Genomic DNA, 19362 nt, shown 5'->3' on the forward strand with positions numbered 1-19362 from the left:
GGCCTGGTGAAGGCGGCTGCGGGGACGCTATGCCCGGGGTCAGCGTCGCGAGGCCCGCGTGCTGCGGATGGCCACGGCTCCTCCGCCGGCGAGGGCGAGCGCAGCCATCGCCATCAGCCCGGCGTTGACCTCGGCTCCGGTCTTCGCGAGCGTCGGCTTCTGCACGGTCTCGGTCACCGGAACCTCGGTGTCGGCGACCGGCTCGGCGGGCAGCGGCGTGCTGAGCTCGGGAACGGCCGGCGCCTCGGGAAGCGGGGTCGAGACCTCGGGGACGGCGGGGGTGGCGACCGGCGGAACAGCCGGCGCGGCCGGCGGAACGGCGGGGGTGGCCACCGGCGGAACGGCAGGAACCGCAACCGGCGGAACAGCCGGCACGGCCGGCGGAACGGCCTCGTCCTCGTCGGGCACAGCAGGCGGCGCCGGAACCGGGGCCTCGGGCTCGTTCACCTCGGGCACCGGGATCGGCAGCGGCATCGGGTCGACGGCGGGCGGCTCCTGCTCGTCCGGGGTGGGCAGCTCCTCATCGGGGATGTTCGGCTGCTCGGCGACAGTGCCGGAGTCGATGTTGCCACACGTGTTGCCGAATACCGGATTGAGCAGTCCGATGACATTGACAGTATTACCGCAGACATTCACCGGTGCATGAACGCCCGCCTGGACGACATTGCCCGAGAGGACTCCAGGCGAACCGTCCGCGGTTCCGACACTGCTATCGCTTGCCGCTGCCGCTCCGACACTGGCCACGGTTGCCCCGGTAGCCAGGCAGGCCGCGAGGAAGATGCGCTGAGCCTTGCTCTCCACCTTTGTTTCCCTTCGTGCTTCGGGAGAAGGATCCGACCTACCCCCTTCGAGCAGGAAACGAAACAAACGGCGCCACGTAACGGAGCCGCGGCAGCCAGTTTTCGCGGGACCTCGATCGCAAATCAGTTATTCTCATTTGGGTGTTGGACGAATTTCTGCGGAGCCTCACTCCCGTTCCCTGGCCGGTGCCATCAGCTGCCGCCGCAGGGCACGTTCCGCAGGGCTCAGCGGGATGTCCGGGCGCAGGCGTTCCGGATGGCCTGCCGGAGGCGGCTGCAGGGCACGGCCCGCATCCGTGGGCGGCGGTGGCATCGGCACTCCGATCCAGAACCATCCGGCGGCGACGAGTGCGTCGTAGCAGCCGCGCAGGAGCCGCATCACGGCCTTCATGACCGCAGCGCGGGGGCCGGTTCCCGTAGTACGCCCGCCCCGGCGCCCGTGACGGCGGCGGGCTCCTCGTCGCTCCATGTCCACAGCCTGGACAACGCGTCGGGATCGAGATCGTGACCCTCGGTCCAGATACGTGCGGCGGCCGCCAGCACCGACTGCCGGTCGGCTTCCGCCGTGCCCCGGCGGTTCGGCAGCAACGGAGCCGCGGCGCTGGCGCCGAGCCGGACCGCACGGTGCCTGCGTGCGAATGCGGTGAGTGTCTGGCGCGGACCGGCCTCGACCAGCAACACGTCCTCGATCGCGAGGAGTTCCTCGAGCGCCGCCCTGAAGTGGACGGTGTCGGTGATCTGCCGGGCCCAGAAGCGAGGACTCAGCGCCTCCTCGGGGCGCATCAGGGCCCCGGTGTAGCCGGAGTACAGGGGAAGCCTCGGCTCTCTCAACGGGATCCGGCGGTACACGGCCTCGACGGCCTCCGACGCCGGGGCCATGGCCGGGGAGTGGAACGGGCTGGTGGCGGGCACCGTGACGACGGTGATGCCGTCGGCCCTGAGCCGGGCCTCGGTCTCGGCCAGCGGAGCGGCGGAACCGGCGAGCATGACCTGCTGCGCCGCGTTGACCGCGGCGATGGCGACGTCAGCGCCCAGATACGGACGCAGCTGCGCCTCGCCGGCGGCGACCGCGAGCATGCCGCCCTCCGGTATCTTCACAGCCTCGTGCACCCGCGCCATCACCATGGCGACCGCGTCCGGCAGCGACACCACGTCGGCGAGGGTGGCCGCGACGAGTTCACCGGCACTGTGACCGAGCAGTGCGGCGGGGCGCACGCCCCAGCTGAGCACCATGCGGCCGAGTGCGTAGTCGACGGCGAACAGCAGGGGCTGGGCCCGGCGTACGTCGTCGACGGGGATGAGCGGGGTGCCCCGGGTCAGCCAGTCCGCGCGGATCCGCTGTCCCTCGTCGCCCAGATGGGCGAGGACGGCGTCGACGGCCGCGGTGAAGACCGGTTCCCTGCGGTAGAGGCCGGCGGCCATACCGGGGTGCTGGGAGCCCTGGCCGGGAAAGAGCAGCGCGACCGGCCGGGGCCTGTCGCCGCGTACGGCCCTGGACTGGTGGACGGTCGCGGCGGCCAGCGCGGACACGGCGACGGCGGCTGCGCGCACCGGTCCGGGGGGCGTGCCGCAGGGCACGGCGGTGGGCAGGGCAGGGAACGCCTCGCTGTGCAGTCCGCTCAGCAGGGGCAGCAGTTCACCGCGGACGCGGGCCTCGTCCTCCGCATCCCGGCCGGACCAAAGGAGCAGCCGGTGGTGCTCGGGGTCAGTGGCGCGGCGCCCGTGCTGGAGCGGGCGAAGGGGCGGGATGTCGTCCTCACTGCCGCCTGCCGGGTCCAGCACACCGAGGACGCGATCGGCGTCGGCGACCGCCTCGGCGGCCCGCTTGACCGCGTAGACGGTGATGGTGTGGGGGTCCAGTTCGCCGAACCCTGCGACCAACGCGAAGTCGGTGGTGCCTTGCTGGAGTTCACGGTGGGCGAGGCGCAGGGCGGGGCCCGGGCCGGGGGCGATGCGCACGGTGAACCCCTCGTGCTCCGCTCCGAGCGCCGGATCGGGCTCGGCGGCGCCGATGTAGACGGTGGTGCGTACCGGCAGTTGCTCGGGGGGCCGGCCGAAGGCCCGGAGCACGGCCGAGACTCCGGCTGCCGACGCCACGATCCGCGCCCGGGGCTGCTGCGCGGGGCCGGGGCTGACGACGAGCCTGCGGACGACCGCGCTGGACGACGTGAGCGACATGGTTCCCTCCTCCTGGGGCCGCGGCCTCGGGCCGCTCTGACGTACGCGTGGGGGTGCGGCCGCCCCCGCCCGCGGGGGGAGGTTGGGCGGGGGCGGCCGCGTAGGGGGCCGGCTCAGGCGGTCGCGGCCCGGCCGGAATTGATGAGGGCGAGGAGCGCGCCCGGCGTCTCGGCGTCCACCACGGCGTCGTCCGGGATCTCTATGCCGTACTCGCGCTGGATCTGGCCGATGACCTGGAGCAGGGCGAGGGAGTCGTATCCGAGGTCCATGAACGGGGTGTCGATGACGTCGCCGTCCAGGTCGACCCCTTCCTCCTCGCCCGCGCTCTCACGGAGCATGCGGGTCAGGTCGGCCAGGGTGACGGTGGCCGTGGTCGTGGTCGTCGTGGTCGTGGTGCTGGTGGTCATGATGTGACGTCCTCTCGGTCGGCTGGGCGGATGTGCGGTGCTGTGGGGGGTGGGTGTGGGGGACGACGAGCCGGGTGCGTTCAGGGGCGTCGTACGACGAGTGCCGCGTTGAAGCCGCCGTGTCCGCGGGCGAGCACGAGCGCCGTGCGCAGATCCGCCTCGCGTGCATCGGTGACCAGGTCGACGGGGAGTCCGGGGGCCGGTGCCACCACGTTCACGGTGGGCGGGACGACCCCGTCGCGCAGGGCGAGGAGTGCGGTGGCCACGTCCAGGGCCGCGCCTCCGGCGAGCAGCCGGCCCGTCATCGTCTTGGGGGCGGTGACGGGAACGGCGTTCGGCCCGAAGAGGCCGGCCAGCGCCTCGGCCTCCGCCCGGTCGAGTTCGGGGACACCCGACGCGTCGGCGAAGACGACGTCGATGGCGGAAGGTGCGACGCCGGCGTCGGCGAGGGCGTTCTCGGCCGCCCTGCGCAGACCGGGTGGGCGGCCGGAGCCCGGGGCCGGGTCGAGCGTCGCCGCATATCCGGCGATCTCCCCGTACACCTGGGCGGCGCCGCGGCGGTGGGCCGACTCCGCGTCCTCGAGCAGCAGGATCGCACCGCCCTCGCCCGGTACGTAGCCGCTCGCATCGGCGGAGAACGGCAGATACGCGCGTTCCGGGTCGTTCACCGTGCTCATCAGGCCGGAGGCGATCTGCGGCACCCAGCCCCAGGGGCAGATGGCCGCATCGACCCCGCCGGAGATGACCGCGGGGAAGCCCTTGCGGATGTGGCGGCGCGCCTGACCGACGGCGTCGATGCCGCCGGCCTGTTCGGTGAGCAGTACGCCGCTGGGTCCGCGCAGCTTGTGCCGGATGGAGATCTGGCCGGTGTTGACGGCGTAGAACCAGGCGAAGGACTGGTAGGCGCTGACGTACTCCTTGCCCTTGCTCCAGAGGTTCTCCAGCTCCCGCTGCCCGAACTCGACGGCTCCCCCGGAGGCGGAGGTGACGACGCCGACGCCGTACTCGGGGAGTTCGTCGGGAGTCATGCCGGCGTCGGCCAGGGCCCAGTCGGCCGCGGTCAGGGCCAGGCGGGTCATGTGGTCGGTCTGCGGCATGAGCCGGCTGGGGATGTGGTCCTCGGCGGTGTAGCCGGACACCTCGCCGGCGATCCGGGACGGATACTGCCCGGCGTCGAAGCGGGTGACCGGGCCGAGTCCGGACTCACCGGCCAGCGTGGCCTTCCAGTACTCCTCGGTTCCCAGCCCGTTGGGTGCCGTCACACCCAGACCGGTCACTACGGCGGGCCTGCTCATGCGGCGCTCCTCTCCGGACGGGCCAGCACCATGGCGCTCTGGAAGCCGCCGAAGCCACTGCCCACGCTGAGGACCACGTCGGTCTTCTTCTCGCGGGCCGTCAGCGGGATGTAGTCGAGGTCGAGTTCGGGGTCGGGCTCGTGCAGATTCGCGGTGGGCGGCAGCACACCGTGCTCCATCGCCAGGGCGCAGGCCGCGATCTCCAGGGAGCCGATGGCCCCGAGCGAGTGCCCGATCATCGACTTGATGGAGCTGATGGGGGTGCGGTAGGCGTGGTCGCCGAGGCTGCGCTTGAACGCGCCGGTCTCATGGCGGTCGTTCATCTTCGTGCCCGAGCCGTGGGCGTTGATGTAGTCGATGGTTCCGGGGGCCAGCCGGGCCTCGGCCAGGGCGACGTCGATGGCCTCGGACATCTCACGGCCGTCGGGCTTGAGTCCGGTCATGTGGAACGCGTTGCAACGGGAGGCGAAGCCGGCGATCTCCGCGTAGACATGAGCACCTCGTCGGCGGGCGGCCTCCAACTCCTCCAGGACGAGGATCGCCGCGCCTTCACCGAGGACCAGTCCGCTGCGCGTCCGGTCGAAGGGCCGACAGGCGCTCTCCGGCGTGTCGTTGCGCGGAGTGGTGGCATGGATGGCGTCGAAGCAGGCCGAGGTGATCGGTGATATCGGCGCTTCGGTGGCGCCTGCGATCATGATGTCGGCAGTGCCCTCGCGGATGAGTTCGACGGCATGGCCCAGCGAGTCGAGCCCCGAGGTGCAGCCGGTGGAGACGACGGCGGCGGGCCCTTCGGCCCCGGCGGCGCGGCCGACCTCGGCGGCCATGGAGCTGGGGACGAAGTGCCGGTACAGCTCCGGAACGGCGTACTCGTGGTCGACGTGCCAGGTGCGCCCGCCGTCGCTGACGACGACGTACTCCCGCTCCAGGCTGGTGGTGCAGCCGACGGCGCTGCCGAGCGAGGTGCCGATGCGCGCGGGGTCGAGTGCGGAGACGTCGAGCCCGCTGTCGGCGAGCGCCTCCCGGGTGGAGACCACGGCGAACTGCGCGGCGCGATCGAGCCGGCGGATCTCCTGCGGCGACAGCCCCGCTGCCTGCGGGTCGAAATCGCACTCGGCGGCGACCTGGGAGCGGAACGGCGAGGGGTCGTAGAAGCTGATCCTGCGGGTGGCGGAGCGGCCCGCTGTGAGCAGGTCCCAGTACTCCTTGACACCGACCCCGCCCGGGGCCACGGCGCCCAGGCCGGTGATGGCGACTCTGCGCATGGGCTACCTGGCCTTCGACGGGGCCGGGTGCGCCGTCGCGCACCAGCCGGATGGAACTGTGGGGGTCACTGTCGATCCCTTCGTCCGTGACGCTCCTGTAATCGGTGCGGCGACCGGGGCGGTTCAGGGTCAGGGCCTCCCCGCCCCGGCCGGCCGGGCACCGGTCCGGCGGCTCGCTCTTGACGTGCCGCCGTCTCGGTCCAGCCATGGAACGTCTGTGCTCTCGACCGAGGCTCGCGTGTGCGTGGATCTGCCGGAAGGCCCCACTACGTCGGCACATTTCCGTGCTTGCGTGCCGGTACTTCGGCCCGCTTGGCGCGCAGCATCGTCAGCGACCGGATGAGGACGCTCCGGGTCTCACCGGGGTCGATCACGTCGTCGACGAGTCCGCGTTCGGCCGCGTAGTACGGGTGCATCAGCTCGGACCTGTACTCCTTGATGCGCTGGGCCCGTACCGCCTCCGGGTCGTCGGCGGCGGCGATCTCACGGCGGAAGATGACGTTCGCGGCGCCTTCGGCGCCCATCACGGCGATCTCGTTGGTCGGCCAGGCGTAGGACAGATCGGCACCGATGGAGCGGGAGTCCATGACGATGTAGGCGCCGCCGTACGCCTTGCGCAGTACGAGGGAGATCCGGGGCACGGTGGCGTTGCAGAACGCGTACAGCAGCTTGGCGCCGTGCCGGATGATGCCGTTGTGCTCCTGGTCGACACCGGGCAGGAAGCCGGGGACGTCGACGAGGGTGACGAGCGGGATGTTGAAGGCGTCGCAGGTGGACACGAAACGGGCGGCCTTCTCCGACGCATGGATGTCGAGCACCCCCGCGAGCGAGGCAGGCTGGTTGGCGACGATGCCCACCGGGTGACCGTCGAGCCGGACGAGCGCGCACACCACGTTCTGCGCCCAGGCCTCGTGGACCTCGAGGTACTCGCCGTCGTCGGCGATCTCCTCGATGACCCCTCGGATGTCGTAGGAGCGGCCGGGGTCGGCCGGCACCAGGCCGGTGAGTGCGTCGGTGCGCCGGTCCGCCGGGTCGTCGCAGGGCGCGACGGGCGGCAGCTCACGGTTGTTGGAGGGCAGCAGGGCGAGGAGGAAGCGTACGTCCTCCAGGCAGGAGGCCTCGTCGTCGTGGGCGAAGTGGCATACGCCCGACATGGTGGCGTGGACGTCGGCGCCGCCGAGCCCGTTGTGGGTGATCTTCTCACCGGTCACGGCCTGGACCACATCGGGACCGGTGATGAACATCTGCGCGGTGTCGCGCACCATGAAGACGAAGTCGGTGAGCGCCGGGGAGTACGCGGCGCCCCCCGCGCAGGGGCCGAGCATGACACTGATCTGCGGGATCACCCCGGACGATGCGACATTGCGGCGGAAGATCCCGCCGTATCCCGCGAGTGCGGTGACCCCTTCCTGGATGCGCGCGCCCGCACCGTCGTTGAGGCTCACGAGCGGGGCCCCTGCGGCCTCGGCGAGGTCCATGACCTTGTGCACCTTGGCGGCGTGCGCTTCGCCCAGCGCCCCCGCGAACACACGGAAGTCATGGGCGTACGCGAAGACGGTGCGGCCGTGGACGCGGCCCCAGCCGGTCACCACGCCGTCCCCGTGCGGCTTGCGGTCCTCCAGGCCGAAGCCGGTGGCCCGGTGGCGGCGCAACGGCTCGATCTCCGTGAACGTGCCCTCGTCGAAGAGGAGTTCCAGACGCTCGTGGGCGGTGAGCTTGTTCTTCTCGTGCTGCCGCCTGGTGGCGGCCGGGTCCGGACCGCGTCCCACCTCCTCCTTGAGGCGGCGCAGTTCGTCGGTGGCCCGTCGCAGGTCGGGGGCGGCCGCGCTGACCGTGAGCTCGTCAAGGATCGTCATTGACCGAACGTAGGAACGCCTCCTCGAAATGCGGTGGAGGGGTCACGTGTTCCTACGTCCGGAGAGACCGGCCGGTGGAGGACACCGTGCGCCGGCCTGCGGAGCACACCGTCAGCCGGTGGCCGGCACGTTGAGGTCGAGTCCGGGGTCGGACGAGAGCACGGACTGGTGCAGCCGCTGCAGCCGGGGCGAGGGCTCGAGGCCGAGCTCGTCGATCAGGGTGCTGCGCAGCCGCTGGTACGACTCCAGGGCGCGCCAGGAACTGCCCGAGCGGTGCAGGGCGGTCATCAGCTGGGCGCAGAAGTTCTCGTGCATCGGATGCTTGGCGACCAGGACCCGTAGCTCGGGCACGATCTCGGTGTGGCGGCCCAGCTGCAGGTCGGCGTCGATGCGCCGCTCCAGCGCGGCCATCCGGTCCTCCTCCAGCCCGAGCACCTCGAGCTCCAGCACACTGCCGATCCTGACGTCCACGAGAGCGGGTCCGCGCCACATCTTCAGGGCACGGCCGAGCAGTTCGGATGCGGCATGGTGGTCGCCCGCCTCATGGGCGTCGCGTCCGGAGGACGCCAGCCGGCCGAACTCCTGGGCGTCCACCCGGCCGGGCTGGACCTGGAGGAGATAGCCGCCGTGCTGGGTGACCAGGACGTCCTTGGCCCGCCGGTGCGGATCGCCGTCGAGGGCGGCGGCGATCTTGCGGCGCAGCTGGAGGATGTACGTCTGGAGCGTGGTCGCCGCGCTGCGCGGGATCTCCTCGCCCCAGATCTCCTCCATCAGGGTCGGCACGGTCACGACCCGGTCGGCCTGCAGGGCGAGAAGCGCGAGGATCTGGCGCGGCTTCCCCGCGGTGGGGACCACGGAGACACCGTGCTCGATGGCGGTGAGCGGTCCCAGTACATTGATCTCCATCGTTCGTTCCCCTTTGCCTCGGTTCCCCGTCACTCACGCTCCGGCGCCCGGCTCGGAGCGTTTGAAGAGCCTCGCATCCGGGGCCGCGGCGCCCCAGTGAACGGGTCATGAAGGCGGACATGAAAATGTCATGCCGGGATGGTGACCACGGCACTGGGCCACCGAGAGAGCCGCACCGCAGAATCCTGAGCCACGGGACGTCGACGAAAACTCGTACGACCGACTCAGGAGGGGAACTCATGATCGGCTCGACCACGATCGAATCCGGCAAGACCCCGTCGGTGCAGACGGACCACCGTCTGGCACTCCTCACCGCACGCACCGGGCTCGAGCCCGACCTGGCGCAGCGGTACACCAACGACCCGCTCTCGGTACTCGCCGAGTTCGGACTGACCGCCGTCGAACCGGTCTATCTGGAGGACCGGGGCGGCCGACCGCTGGGCGTCCTGCTGGAGAGCTTCGACGACTCGGACGCGGCATACGTCTCCTCGTGCAACTGGACCTTTGGCCCGTCGGCCTGCGCGGGGCGCTCGTGACCGTGACGGATCCGGCTCCCGCCGGTCTTCCGGTGGGGTTCAAGCGTCACCTGCGTGTGGAGACGGTTGCCGGTGAGGCGGTGTACCTGCTGTCGGAGCGCGGCACCACGGTACTGAGGGGGCATCAGGCCGTGGCGCTTGCGCCGCTGCTGGACGGTACGCGTACGCTGCCGGCCGTCATCGCCGAGGCAACGGCGGCGGTGCCGGCCGCGGAGGCGGGCCGGATGATCGCCGCGCTCGCCAAGGCCGATCTGGTCGGATACCGGGACCCGGGCGCGGACTCCGCCGCCGAGGCGTACTGGGAGCTCGCCGGCATCGGCGGTCCCGGTGTCGCGGCGGCGGTCCGCTCCACCCCGGTGCACGTGGTGCCGTTGGGACGCACGGACGGCGCGGCGGCCGGGGCGGAGTGCCTGGCCGCCGGGCTGGCCCTGGCCCCGTCGGCGGAGTCCGCCGTGTTCGGCCTGGTGCTGTGCGACGACTATCTCGACCCCAGGCTTGCCGAGATCGACGCGCAGCACCGGGCGGTGGGCCGGCCCTGGCTGCTGGCCCGGCCGTGCGGCCCGGAAGTGTGGGTGGGACCGGTGTTCGGCTCATCCGACGGGCCCTGCTGGTCGTGTCTGGCACATCGCCTGCGCGGTCACCGGGCGTCCCAGGCGCCGGTCCGGCATGCCCTCGGGCTGCCCGGACCGGTGCCGCTGCCCGAGGCGTCGCTGACCGCCGTACGGATGCTGGGGCTGCACACGACGGTGCTGGAGGCCCTGAAATGGGCGGCCGGGATGCGGTACGCGGGTCAGGGCTCGGTGTGCACGCTGGACACCCGCACCCTGTGCACCAGTCATCACCCGGTGGCGAAGCGTCCGCAGTGCGCCGAGTGCGGGGAACCGGGGCTGATCGCGGACGCCGTCCGGCGCCCCGTCGTGCCCGTGTCCCGGGCCAAGGCGAGCGGGGGCGGCAGCAATCACCGGGCTCTGACGCCGGCCGAAGTGCTGGCCCGCTACCGGCATCTGGTCGATCCGGTCACCGGCATCGTCTCGGCGCTGCGTCCCCTGCCGGGGACACCGGAGGGCCTCAACCGCTGGGTCTCCGGCCGGAATCTGGCCTGGCGCGGGAACTCGGCCGAGGGCCTGCGCAGCCACAGCGGCGGCAAGGGGGTCACCCCGGAGGAGGCCGAGGCGGGCGCCCTATGCGAGGCGGTGGAGCGGTACTGCGGCACACGGCAGTGCGACGAGCCCGTGGTGCGGGAGTCGTTCACGGCGCTCGGGGAGGCCGCCGTGCACCCCAACTCCGTCCAGCTCTTCGCCGACCGGCAGTTCACCGACCGGGACCGGTGGAACGCCACCCATGCGCCGATGCACGCGGTGCCGCCCCGCTTCGACGAGGGGACACCGGTGGAGTGGACGCCGGTGTGGTCGCTCACCGAGGAGAGGCACCGGCTGCTGCCCACCTCCATGCTGTACTTCGGTCCCGGTCCCGACGGCATCGAGCGGGCGCCGTGGGCCGACTCCAACGGCAATGCCGCCGGCTCCAGCCTGGAGGACGCCGTCGTCCAGGGCTTCCTGGAGCTGGTGGAGCGCGATGCCGTCGCCCTGTGGTGGTACAACCGGCTACGGCGTCCGGCCGTCGACCTGGACGCCTTCGACGAACCCTGGCTCGCCCGGGTCCGCACGGCCTACGCGAAGGCCGGTCGCTCGCTGTGGGTTCTCGATCTCACCGCGGACTTCGCGATTCCCGTGATGGCCGCCGTGTCCCGGCTGACGGAGGGGCCGGAGCAACGCATCTCCTTCGGATTCGGGGCTCATTTCGATCCGTCCCTTGCGTTGCGCCGTGCGATCACCGAGATGTGCCAGCTGCTGCCCCCTCCGGACGTGGCACCCGGCGAACCACTGGGACGACGGCCGGGCCTGCCGGGGGAGTTGCTGGATTGGTGGGGGTCGGCGACTGTCGAGAACCAGCCGTATGTGCTTCCGGATCCGGCCGAATCGGCGCGTGGACCGGCCTGTTTCCGCTACGTCCCCCGTGCCGATCTGCGCGCGGACGTCGAGGCCGCGGCGACCACGGTCCGGGAGCACGGTATGGAACTGCTGGTCCTCGACCAGACGCGGCCCGATGTGGGACTGCCCGTCGTCAAGGTCGTGGTGCCCGGAATGCGGCACTTCTGGGCGCGATTCGGGTCCGGTCGGCTCTTCGATGTGCCGTCGAGGATGGGATGGTGCGACCGGGCGACCGAGTACGAGGACCTGAACCCTGTTTCCCTCTTCGTCTGAATTCCGGGTTGTTGTCGCTTACGGCAGGCGGCGTCAGCCTTTCGTCATTAGCATGCGGTTCTGCCACAGTCCTTTCGAGGAGGCTGCGATGCCGGACCGCGCCCGGAATGCTGTCCCTGATTCAACCAGAAGCAGTAAAGCCGGCAGAGGCATTTCGGACCCCGGCCACCTGTCGGAATCCGGCCATGCCTTCGCGCCGGCGGCCCGAAGTCCTCACCGGAGTGGGGCCGAGCTGCCCGCTCCCCGACTGGCACGTGCCATCACCGTCGTCGCTCTCGTGTGCTACGCGGCCGTCACCATTCTGAACGTGCTGCGGTGGGGCCAGCCCAACACGCTGCGCCTCACCGTCTGCATCGGCCTCGTCCTGCTCGTGTTCGGCGTGCAGTTCGTGGTGTCCGCGCCCGCCGCGCGTTCGTGGAGCATGCGGCGCAAGGTGGGAGTGCTGGGCTTCCAGACGGTGCTGACATATCTTCCGCTTCTCTGGTTCGGGCTTTCCTGGGGAAGCATGGAAGGCCCGCTCGCCGCCTCCGTGCTGCTGTCGTTCAGCGCGCGGATCGCCTGGCCGCTCTACGGGGTCGTGGTGGCCAGCATCCCCGCCTACGCGACGGCCCTGGGTGAACCCGCCGCCCAGGCCGGCTACTTCCTCATCGCGGGAATGCTGTGCGGAATCGTCATCTACGGCCTCAGCCGTCTCACCGACCTCGTTCACGAAGTGCATGCCACACGCGAGGAGTTGGCGCGCATGGCGGTCGGACAGGAGAGACTGCGCTTCGCCCGCGATCTGCACGACCTGCTGGGATACAGCCTGTCGGCCATCACCCTCAAAGGGGAGCTGATACACCGGCTCATCACGGCCCGGCCGGACGAGGCATCCAGCGAGACTGCGGATCTGCTGCGGGTGGCACGCCAGGCGCTCGCCGATGTGCGCCTGGTGTCGAGCGGCTACCGGGACATGTCGCTGCGGGACGAGGCGGTGTCGGCGGCGGCGGTCCTGTCGGCCGCGGATGTCCAGGCGGAGGTGGACATCGACTGCGGCCGGCTGCACCCAATCGTCGACACCGTGCTCGCCACCGCATTGCGCGAGGGTGTGACCAACATACTGAGGCACAGTAAGGTGCAGAGGTGCAGCATCTCCGCCACCGTTGACACAGAAACGGTCCTGCTCAGCCTTGTCAACGACGGAGCTCACCAGGGGGGCACCTCCTCGCCGGACCGGCCCGCGAGCAGCGGACTGGACAACCTCCGCCGGCGGTTCGCGGAGATCGGCGGGAATCTCACCGCCGGCCTGCGCGAGGACGGACGCTTCCACCTCGAGGCGTACGCGCCGCTGCGACCGCGGACCGGGGACGACGAGTCGTGCAGCACCGGTCCTCGCGCCGGGGAGAGGATAGCCGCTTGACCATGCCGACCTGTATCGCCGGGGGGAACGATGCTGTGCGTGAAGATTCTTCTCGCCGAGGACATGCACATGATTCGAGGCGCACTGGTCGCACTGCTGGAGCTGGAACCGGATCTGGAGGTCGTCGCCTCCGTGGACCGGGGGGACACGATCGTGAAGGCGGCGCTGGACACACGGCCCGACGTCGCCATCATCGACATCGACCTGCCGGGCACGGACGGGCTCACCGCTGCGGCCGATCTGCATGAACAGCTACCCGGCTGCCGAACGCTCATCCTCACCAGCCTGGGCCGTCCCGGGACCCTGCGGCGTGCCCTGACGGCCCATGTCACCGGCTTTCTGCTGAAGGACTCCCCGCCGGACCAACTGGCCGAGGCGGTGAGGGCGGTGGCGGCGGGACGTCGGGTCGTCGACCCCCAACTCGCCCTCAGCGCCTGGGACTCTCCCGAGAATCCGCTCTCACCCAGAGAACTCGAGGTGCTACGACTCGCCGCCCAGGGCGCCGACGCCGCCGAGATCGCCGGGTGTCTGTTCCTGTCCAAGGGCACCGTCCGCAACTACCTCACCGCGATCGTCAGCAAGCTCGGCGCCCGCAACCGGATCGATGCGATCCGGATCGCCGAGGAGGCCGGCTGGATTCCCTGATCCGGCCTCCGAGAGTCCCAGAAGGGCGTCGAGCAGGCCCTCGTCCAGCATGGTGGCCACGGAGAGATCCGCCCCTTCACCGAAACCCGTGTCATGGACGGCGGCACTGACCACGTACCGCTCGCCGACGCCGAAGGTGCCGAAAGACCACTCGGCACCACCGGCCGGTGTGCCGTCGGGCCGCACCAGCCGAGTCGTCCTCCCGCCCAGCTCGAACCCGAACTCGGTGAAACGGAACCGCAGTCCCTGGCCGAGTGCCTTGCTGTACGCCTCCTTCAGCGTCCACAACCGCACCATGGTGTCGTTGCGCGCCTCCTCGCCGCCCTCGTCGAGCCGGTCCTTCTCGTAGGGGGTGCAGGCCTGCAGCTCCGACCCGGTGCCCGCGAGCCGGCGGTCGGCACGCTCCACATCGACGCCGATCCGGCCCCGGCGGGTGACGGCGACGACCATCATCTCCTCGGTGTGGCTGAGGCTGACGTCGATCTGGTCGCAGCCCCGTACGTAGGGCCGGCCGCCCGGCTGGTAGGAGAGGTCGACGAGATCCGGGGTGGTGTCGAGCACGGCGGCCGCGGTGTACCGCAGGAACAGCCGGGAGGCCACGAACCGGTCCCTCATCCCGGGACGGGCGAGGCTCTCGTAACGCCGCCAGTCACGGCCGAGCAGGCGGCGTACCGTGTCCGCCTCCACGCGCGGCAGCCAGCCGGGGGTCGTCCCGTACACCAGCACGCTTCCCGTGCCGAGCAGTTCGTCCCTGACCCGGTCCCACGGTCCCGGAGGTCCAAGGGCCGGCAGCGGCCGTCCGATCCGGGCGGCCACTCAGGCCCCCGCAGGTTCGAAAGCCAGCGGGCCGGCGTCCAGTGCCGAGATCACCCCGGCCAGGTCCACCGCGTCGGTGTCGGGGCGCGGGCACATCGGGATGCACACCGGACTGCCCATCCGGCGCAGATACGGAGTGAGCACAGGCCGCGGGCCGATCTCGACGACATGGGTCGGCGCCTGCTGCGCCAGCATGTTGCGGGCGGCGTCGGCGAACCGGATGGGCGAGCTGAGCTGCTTGGTCCAGTACGAGGCGTACAGCGGCTCGGTGGCGAGGCGGCCGTACACCGTGGAGTAGAACGGCAGCCGGGCGGCTCCGCCGGGAACCCGGCGGGCCACCGCCTCGAACTTCGGCGCCACCGGCTCCATCAGCGGTGAGTTGAAGGCGTGCGACACCGGCAGATGACGGCACCGGATCCCCCGGACGGCCAGGCCGTCCTCGATACGCTCCAGACCCGCGACATCGCCGGACAGCACCGTCGACCTGGCCGCATTCACGGCGCTGATGCCCACGCCCGGCTCGTCGGCGACCAGTTCGGCGGCCTCGTACGGGGAGACGCAGGCCGCCATCATGCCGCCGCCGGACGGCAGGTACTGCATGAAGGCACCGCGCATCGCGATGAGTTTCGCCGCGTCGGCCGGCCCGAGTGCCCCCGCGACGGTCGCGGCCGCGAACTCCCCTATGCCATGGCCCAGTACGGCCACCGGGACGACTCCGGCGGTCTCCAGGGTTCTGGCGAGGGCGTACCCGACGGCGAAGAGGGCGGGCTGGGTGAAGGCGGTCTGGTGGATGCGCGGGTCCTCGCTCAGGAGCAGATCGACGACCGAGAGACCCAGGTAGGGGAAGAGCGCCTCCGCCACGTCGTCCAGATGGCTGCGATAGCTCGTGGAGTTGAGGTACAGCCCCGACGTCATGCCCGGATGCTGGCAGCCCTGGCCGGTGAAGACGAAGGCCGCCCGCACCCCCCTGCCGCCGGGCCGTACATCGCGCGAGGCCATATGACGGGCGAGCTCCCGGACGGTCGGGAACGCCCAGATGTCATCCAGGTCGATGATCGGCCCGAACTCCTCCTCGATGTCGCCGTAGAGACTCAGCGCGGCCACCGAGTCCAGGGCGTAGTCGGCCAGGGGGACCGAGTCCTCGACCGGCCGGCCGAGATAGTGGCCGAGCCGCTCCAGCAGCCATTCGCGGTGCGGGGCACCGTGATGTTCACGTTCCTGCGCGGACATGCTGAGTCCTCCTTCGAACGGGGCGGGGGGCGGGGCCGGCGAGGTACGGCGGTCAGGCCAGCGGGGACGCGTACAGGTCGTAGCTGCGGCGGCCGTGCAGCCGGGCGAGGACCTCGGCGAGCACCCGCTGCTCTGCGGCGGCGGGGCGGTCGGGCAGCGGCAGGCCGAGCCGCCGGCACAGCCGGTACAGCGCTGCCGACGGCCAGGCCGTGTCCGCGAGGAACCGGTCGGCCCCGTCACCGGATGCCTGCTGTTCCCGCCACACCCCCAGGCAGGCCGCGGCCGCCAGCACCAGCGTGTAGCGGTCGGCGAGCCCGAGGCTGTGCGGACTGGCCAGTGCCCTGCGGTCGTTCTGCGCGATGTCGGCGAACGCCTTGCGCAGGCCGTCGAGTTCGACGGCGAAGGCGCGAGTGAGGAAGCGCAGCACCCCCGCGTCCCGGCCACCACGGGGCAGCCGCGCAGCCTCGAGCAGGTCCGTGCTGGCCACCAGGGTGGCCGCCAGCGGATCCGCGTCGCCGAGCAGCGCGGGCTGGGTCAGGTCGAGCGGCGGCAGGTCCTCGTGCAGCCGGAACAGCGAGGCGGGGGGCTCGGGGTCGGCGAACCAGGCGTGCTGGGCGAAGAACGGCAGCTGCGGCAGGATACTGACCTGCCGTCCGGCGCTGCCCGCATGGCCCAGGGAGGTGACGGGCAGGTCCCGCAGCTGCTTCTGGAACATCGCGTACGCCCCTTCCTCGGCGAAGGTGGCCTCCCCGAGAACGGCCGACATCTCGTCCATGGCCTCCGCGGTGAGCTTGGGCGCGAGATAGGCGGCAGCCGCCGCGTACGCACTCATCTGCTTGGGCAGTACATGCAGCGCCCGGGTCGCGACCAGCGCAAGACAGTCGATGAGCAGCAGATCGAGAAAGGCCCCGGTCAGCACGTCCCGTACATGTTGGACGTCGAGGGAGGACCTTCCGTCGGACCTGCGGCGGACGGCGAACGCCGTCACCGTGCGCAGGGCCGTGTCGCCGCCCGCGAGGACGATCGACGGAATGAGGCCGCGGATGACCAGCGAGGAGCGCAGCGACAGTCCGTAGCCGTCGCCCATGGCGCCGACCAGGGCCGTCGTCGGCACCGCGCAGTCGTCGATGCGCAGCCCGCCGAACTCGGCGCTGCGCATACCGCTGGTGGGACGACGGCCGAGATCGAGGACGCTGCCGGGCGGCAGTGCCTCGCGGTCCAGGAACAGCAGGCTGTGGCTGCGCGCGTGGCCCGGCGCGCCCGTCCGGGCGAAGACCACCAGGCCACGGGCGCGGGAGGCGTTGGCGATCCCGGTCTTGCTGCCGCTGAGGAGCAGCCCGCCCGCAGGTCCCGGCCGGGCGGTGAACTCGTCCCGTACGAAGTCGTTGCCGTGGGCGACTCCGTGCCGTGCGACGGCGATCCGGTCTCCGCCGAGGAGCAGCCGGGCCGCCAGGCCGCGGTGGTCCCGGTCCCCGGCGGACCAGACGGGGGTGGCGGCGAAGAAGCAGTTCAGGCCGTATCCGAAGCCGAGCGAGGCGTCCCGGCGGAAGACGGGACGCAGCACTCTGCCCAGTTCGTCCATGCGCCGCAGCCTGCCGCCGAGGCCGGCCGGCACGAACTCCTCGTTCAGGCCGTGCTCGTCGAGCACGGCCTCGGCGGCGGGCGGCACCTCGCCCGCCGCGTCGGCGGCGACGAAAGCGGCCCCTCCGAGCGGATTGGCGGGGTCGTCGAGGGGTCCGAAGGACCGTTCCAGCGCGTCGATGCGCTCCTGGGCGGCCGTCATGACCGGCTTCCCGGCGTCAGAAGCCGCTCCACCTCGCTGTCGACCCGCTGGTGCAGCGGACTGAGTTCGCCACGGAGGAACATCCGGCGCATCGCGCCGCGTTCGACCTTGCCGCTCGTGGTCCGGCGTACGGTGCCCGGCCTGACGAAGAGCAGTCCCCCGGTCCGTACCTCGTGCTCCTCGCCGATGCGCGCCTCCACCGTGGCGGCGAGCGTGTCCAGGTCGATGTCGTAGTGGCTGCGGGCACGCAGCTCCTGGACGACGACGACATGTTCCCGGTCACCGGGCACCGCGAACACCGTGGCGGCTCCGAAGAGACCGCTCACCTGCTGGACGGTCCGTTCCAGGTCCTGTGGATACACATTGCGGCCGGCGATCACGATCATGTCCTTGATCCGACCGGTGACATGGAGCAGTCCGGCGTCCAGCATCCCGAGGTCACCGGTGCGGAGGTATCCGCCCCGGTCGCCGAGCCGGGCGTCGAAGGTCGGCACGGTCTCGGCGGGGCGGTTCCAGTACCCCGGGGCGACACTGTCGCCGCGCACCCAGATCTCGCCGGTCCGGCCGTCGGGGAGCTCCATGCCCGTCCGGGGATCGACGATACGGATCTCCACCGAGGCGGGTGCCCCGCAGGGGACGGTCCTGCCGTCCCCGCCCGGGGAGACCGGCACCGTCCTGCCGTCGGGCGCGTACGGCGGGCCGCCGGAGACGAGCAGGGTCGCCTCCGCCAGGCCGTAGGCGGGGGTGAGTGCTCCGGGCCGCAGTCCAGCGGGGGCGAACCGTTCGGCGAAGGCCTTCAGGGTTGCCGGGTTCACCGGTTCTCCGCCGTTGACGGCGGTCCGCCAGCGGCTCAGGTCGAGCGCGGCGATCTGCGCATCGTTGATCCGGCGCAGACACAGGTCGTATGCGAAGTCGGGTGCGCCGCTGACCGTGAGGCCGTACCGGGAGACGGTGTCGAGCCAGTGGAAGGGCTTCTTGACGAAGGCCTGCGGGGAGAGCATGACCGTGGTCGCGCCCAGCCAGAGCGGGTGCAGGAGCTGGCCGACGAGTCCCATGTCGTGGTGGAGGGGCAGCCAGCCGCCGAACCGCGATCCGGGACCGGTGCCGAGCGCCCGGGCGATGGCCTCCTGGTTGGCGACGAGATTGCGGTGCGTCACCATCACACCGCGGGGTTCACGGGTGGAACCCGAGGTGTACTGGAGGTAGGCGATCTCGTCGGGACCGGGCGCGGGAAGCGCCGGTGGGGGCCCGGGCTCCGCCGCGGAGCCGGGTACGGCGTCCGCGACGAGGCAGGTGACCTCCCCGAAACCGGTGCGGGCCAGCAGCTGGGACACCTCCGCGGCATGGGCGGTCTCGGTGAGCACACAACTCACCGCGGCGTCCTTGACGATGCCGGCGATGCGTTCGTTGTGATGGCCGCGTCCGCCGGGCGGCGGCACCGGGACGGCGACGAGCCGGGCGTGCAGGCAGGCCAGGAATGCGGCCGCGAACAGCCGGCGGGAGGACTGCAGGATGAGCACGCGGTCGCCCGGCGCGGTGTGGGGGCTCAGCCGGGCCGCGAGCGCATGGACCAGGGCGTCGAGTTCCGCATAACTGACGTTCTCGGGTCGCAGCATGCCGTCGTGTTCCGCGAGCAGCACGAGAGCGTCCTGTGCAGGTGACTCGGCGGCCCTTGCGCGGAACGCCTCGACGAAGGTCCGGTACCCGCTCATCGTGGTCCCCCCGCCCGCCGGGCGGACCAGGCCACCGGGGCCTGTCCGCCGCTGCCCTTGACCCTCCAGTCGGCGTACGCGGCCGGTGCCGGCTCCTCCGGGGGACGGGTCCGGCCCCGCAGCAGCGCCATCAGCACGGTGGTCACGGCAGCGAGTTCCGCCGCGTCCGGCAGGCCGCGCAGCACGGTTATTCCTGTCTCTTCTGCCATGGAGGAAGACTGCGCCCGGGCGCTCGAGGAGGGCTCGCGGGCGGCACGGACAGGAGCCGAGGAT

The 19362-nt window shown here is 71.4% G+C and carries 16 protein-coding genes and 1 pseudogene; 4 read left to right on the top strand and 13 right to left on the bottom strand.

The genetic code is table 11. The features are described from left to right. Positions 1–39 precede the first annotated feature (39 nt). The 8 genes from AC068D_RS07375 to AC068D_RS07410 all read right to left on the bottom strand — a co-directional run bounded on the left by AC068D_RS07375 (position 40) and on the right by AC068D_RS07410 (position 8704). A complete protein-coding gene (locus AC068D_RS07375) occupies positions 40–801 on the bottom strand; it encodes a chaplin (RefSeq protein ID WP_478821976.1) in 762 nt (253 codons plus the stop codon). 165 nt (positions 802–966) lie between these two features. Then, positions 967–1191 carry a DUF6059 family protein gene (locus AC068D_RS07380; RefSeq protein WP_478821977.1) on the bottom strand — a complete coding sequence of 75 codons (225 nt, stop codon included), beginning with the start codon at positions 1189–1191 and terminating at the stop codon, positions 967–969. Beyond that, positions 1188–2978 (bottom strand): acyltransferase domain-containing protein, encoded by a 1791-nt coding sequence (locus AC068D_RS07385; RefSeq protein WP_478821978.1) that lies wholly within the window; start codon positions 2976–2978, stop codon positions 1188–1190. Before AC068D_RS07385 ends, AC068D_RS07380 begins: the two co-directional genes overlap by 4 nt. A gap of 113 nt (positions 2979–3091) precedes the next feature. Beyond that, positions 3092–3385 carry an acyl carrier protein gene (locus tag AC068D_RS07390; protein WP_478821979.1) on the bottom strand — a complete coding sequence of 98 codons (294 nt, stop codon included), beginning with the start codon at positions 3383–3385 and terminating at the stop codon, positions 3092–3094. Positions 3386–3465: 80 nt separating this feature from the next. Continuing rightward, positions 3466–4680 (bottom strand): ketosynthase chain-length factor, encoded by a 1215-nt coding sequence (locus AC068D_RS07395; protein WP_478821980.1) that lies wholly within the window; start codon positions 4678–4680, stop codon positions 3466–3468. Then, entirely contained in the window at positions 4677–5942 is a 1266-nt protein-coding gene (locus AC068D_RS07400; protein ID WP_478821981.1) for a beta-ketoacyl-[acyl-carrier-protein] synthase family protein, read from the bottom strand. The genes AC068D_RS07395 and AC068D_RS07400 overlap by 4 nt, the downstream gene beginning before the upstream one ends. A gap of 266 nt (positions 5943–6208) precedes the next feature. Next, entirely contained in the window at positions 6209–7798 is a 1590-nt protein-coding gene (locus AC068D_RS07405) for an acyl-CoA carboxylase subunit beta (protein ID WP_478821982.1), read from the bottom strand. A 111-nt stretch (positions 7799–7909) separates the two neighbouring features. Then, complete coding sequence (locus tag AC068D_RS07410; protein WP_478821983.1) at positions 7910–8704, bottom strand: AfsR/SARP family transcriptional regulator; 795 nt, start codon at positions 8702–8704, stop codon at positions 7910–7912. 239 nt (positions 8705–8943) lie between these two features. On the opposite strand from AC068D_RS07410, the gene AC068D_RS07415 reads away from it, so the two are divergent. The 4 genes from AC068D_RS07415 (at position 8944) to AC068D_RS07430 (ending at position 13548) form a co-directional block, all read left to right on the top strand. Then, complete coding sequence (locus AC068D_RS07415) at positions 8944–9240, top strand: hypothetical protein (RefSeq protein ID WP_478821984.1); 297 nt, start codon at positions 8944–8946, stop codon at positions 9238–9240. Beyond that, positions 9237–11504, top strand: a complete 2268-nt coding sequence (locus AC068D_RS07420) for a TOMM precursor leader peptide-binding protein (RefSeq protein ID WP_478822038.1) — start codon at positions 9237–9239, stop codon at positions 11502–11504. The genes AC068D_RS07415 and AC068D_RS07420 overlap by 4 nt, the downstream gene beginning before the upstream one ends. A gap of 88 nt (positions 11505–11592) precedes the next feature. Beyond that, on the top strand, positions 11593–12903 hold the full coding sequence (locus tag AC068D_RS07425; protein WP_478821985.1) for a sensor histidine kinase: 1311 nt from the start codon (positions 11593–11595) through the stop codon (positions 12901–12903). A 30-nt stretch (positions 12904–12933) separates the two neighbouring features. Beyond that, the gene (locus AC068D_RS07430) at positions 12934–13548 is read left to right on the top strand and encodes a response regulator transcription factor (RefSeq protein WP_478821986.1); all 615 of its coding nucleotides are present in this window, start codon (positions 12934–12936) and stop codon (positions 13546–13548) included. Between the two features lie 117 nt (positions 13549–13665). On the opposite strand, the pseudogene AC068D_RS07435 reads toward AC068D_RS07430, so the two are convergent. The 5 genes and pseudogenes from AC068D_RS07435 to AC068D_RS07455 form a co-directional block, all read right to left on the bottom strand. Continuing rightward, positions 13666–14163 (bottom strand): annotated as a pseudogene (locus tag AC068D_RS07435) (4'-phosphopantetheinyl transferase family protein); the annotation flags it as partial. 201 nt (positions 14164–14364) lie between these two features. Next, on the bottom strand, positions 14365–15594 hold the full coding sequence (locus AC068D_RS07440) for an acyltransferase domain-containing protein (protein ID WP_478821987.1): 1230 nt from the start codon (positions 15592–15594) through the stop codon (positions 14365–14367). A 52-nt stretch (positions 15595–15646) separates the two neighbouring features. Next, complete coding sequence (locus tag AC068D_RS07445; protein ID WP_478821988.1) at positions 15647–17377, bottom strand: acyl-CoA dehydrogenase family protein; 1731 nt, start codon at positions 17375–17377, stop codon at positions 15647–15649. Next, a complete protein-coding gene (locus AC068D_RS07450) occupies positions 17374–19089 on the bottom strand; it encodes a fatty acyl-AMP ligase (RefSeq protein ID WP_478821989.1) in 1716 nt (571 codons plus the stop codon). Before AC068D_RS07450 ends, AC068D_RS07445 begins: the two co-directional genes overlap by 4 nt. Next, positions 19086–19298 carry an acyl-CoA carboxylase epsilon subunit gene (locus AC068D_RS07455; RefSeq protein WP_478821990.1) on the bottom strand — a complete coding sequence of 71 codons (213 nt, stop codon included), beginning with the start codon at positions 19296–19298 and terminating at the stop codon, positions 19086–19088. The genes AC068D_RS07450 and AC068D_RS07455 overlap by 4 nt, the downstream gene beginning before the upstream one ends. Positions 19299–19362 lie beyond the last annotated feature (64 nt).

The organism is Streptomyces sp. NPDC043861 (assembly GCF_056435905.1).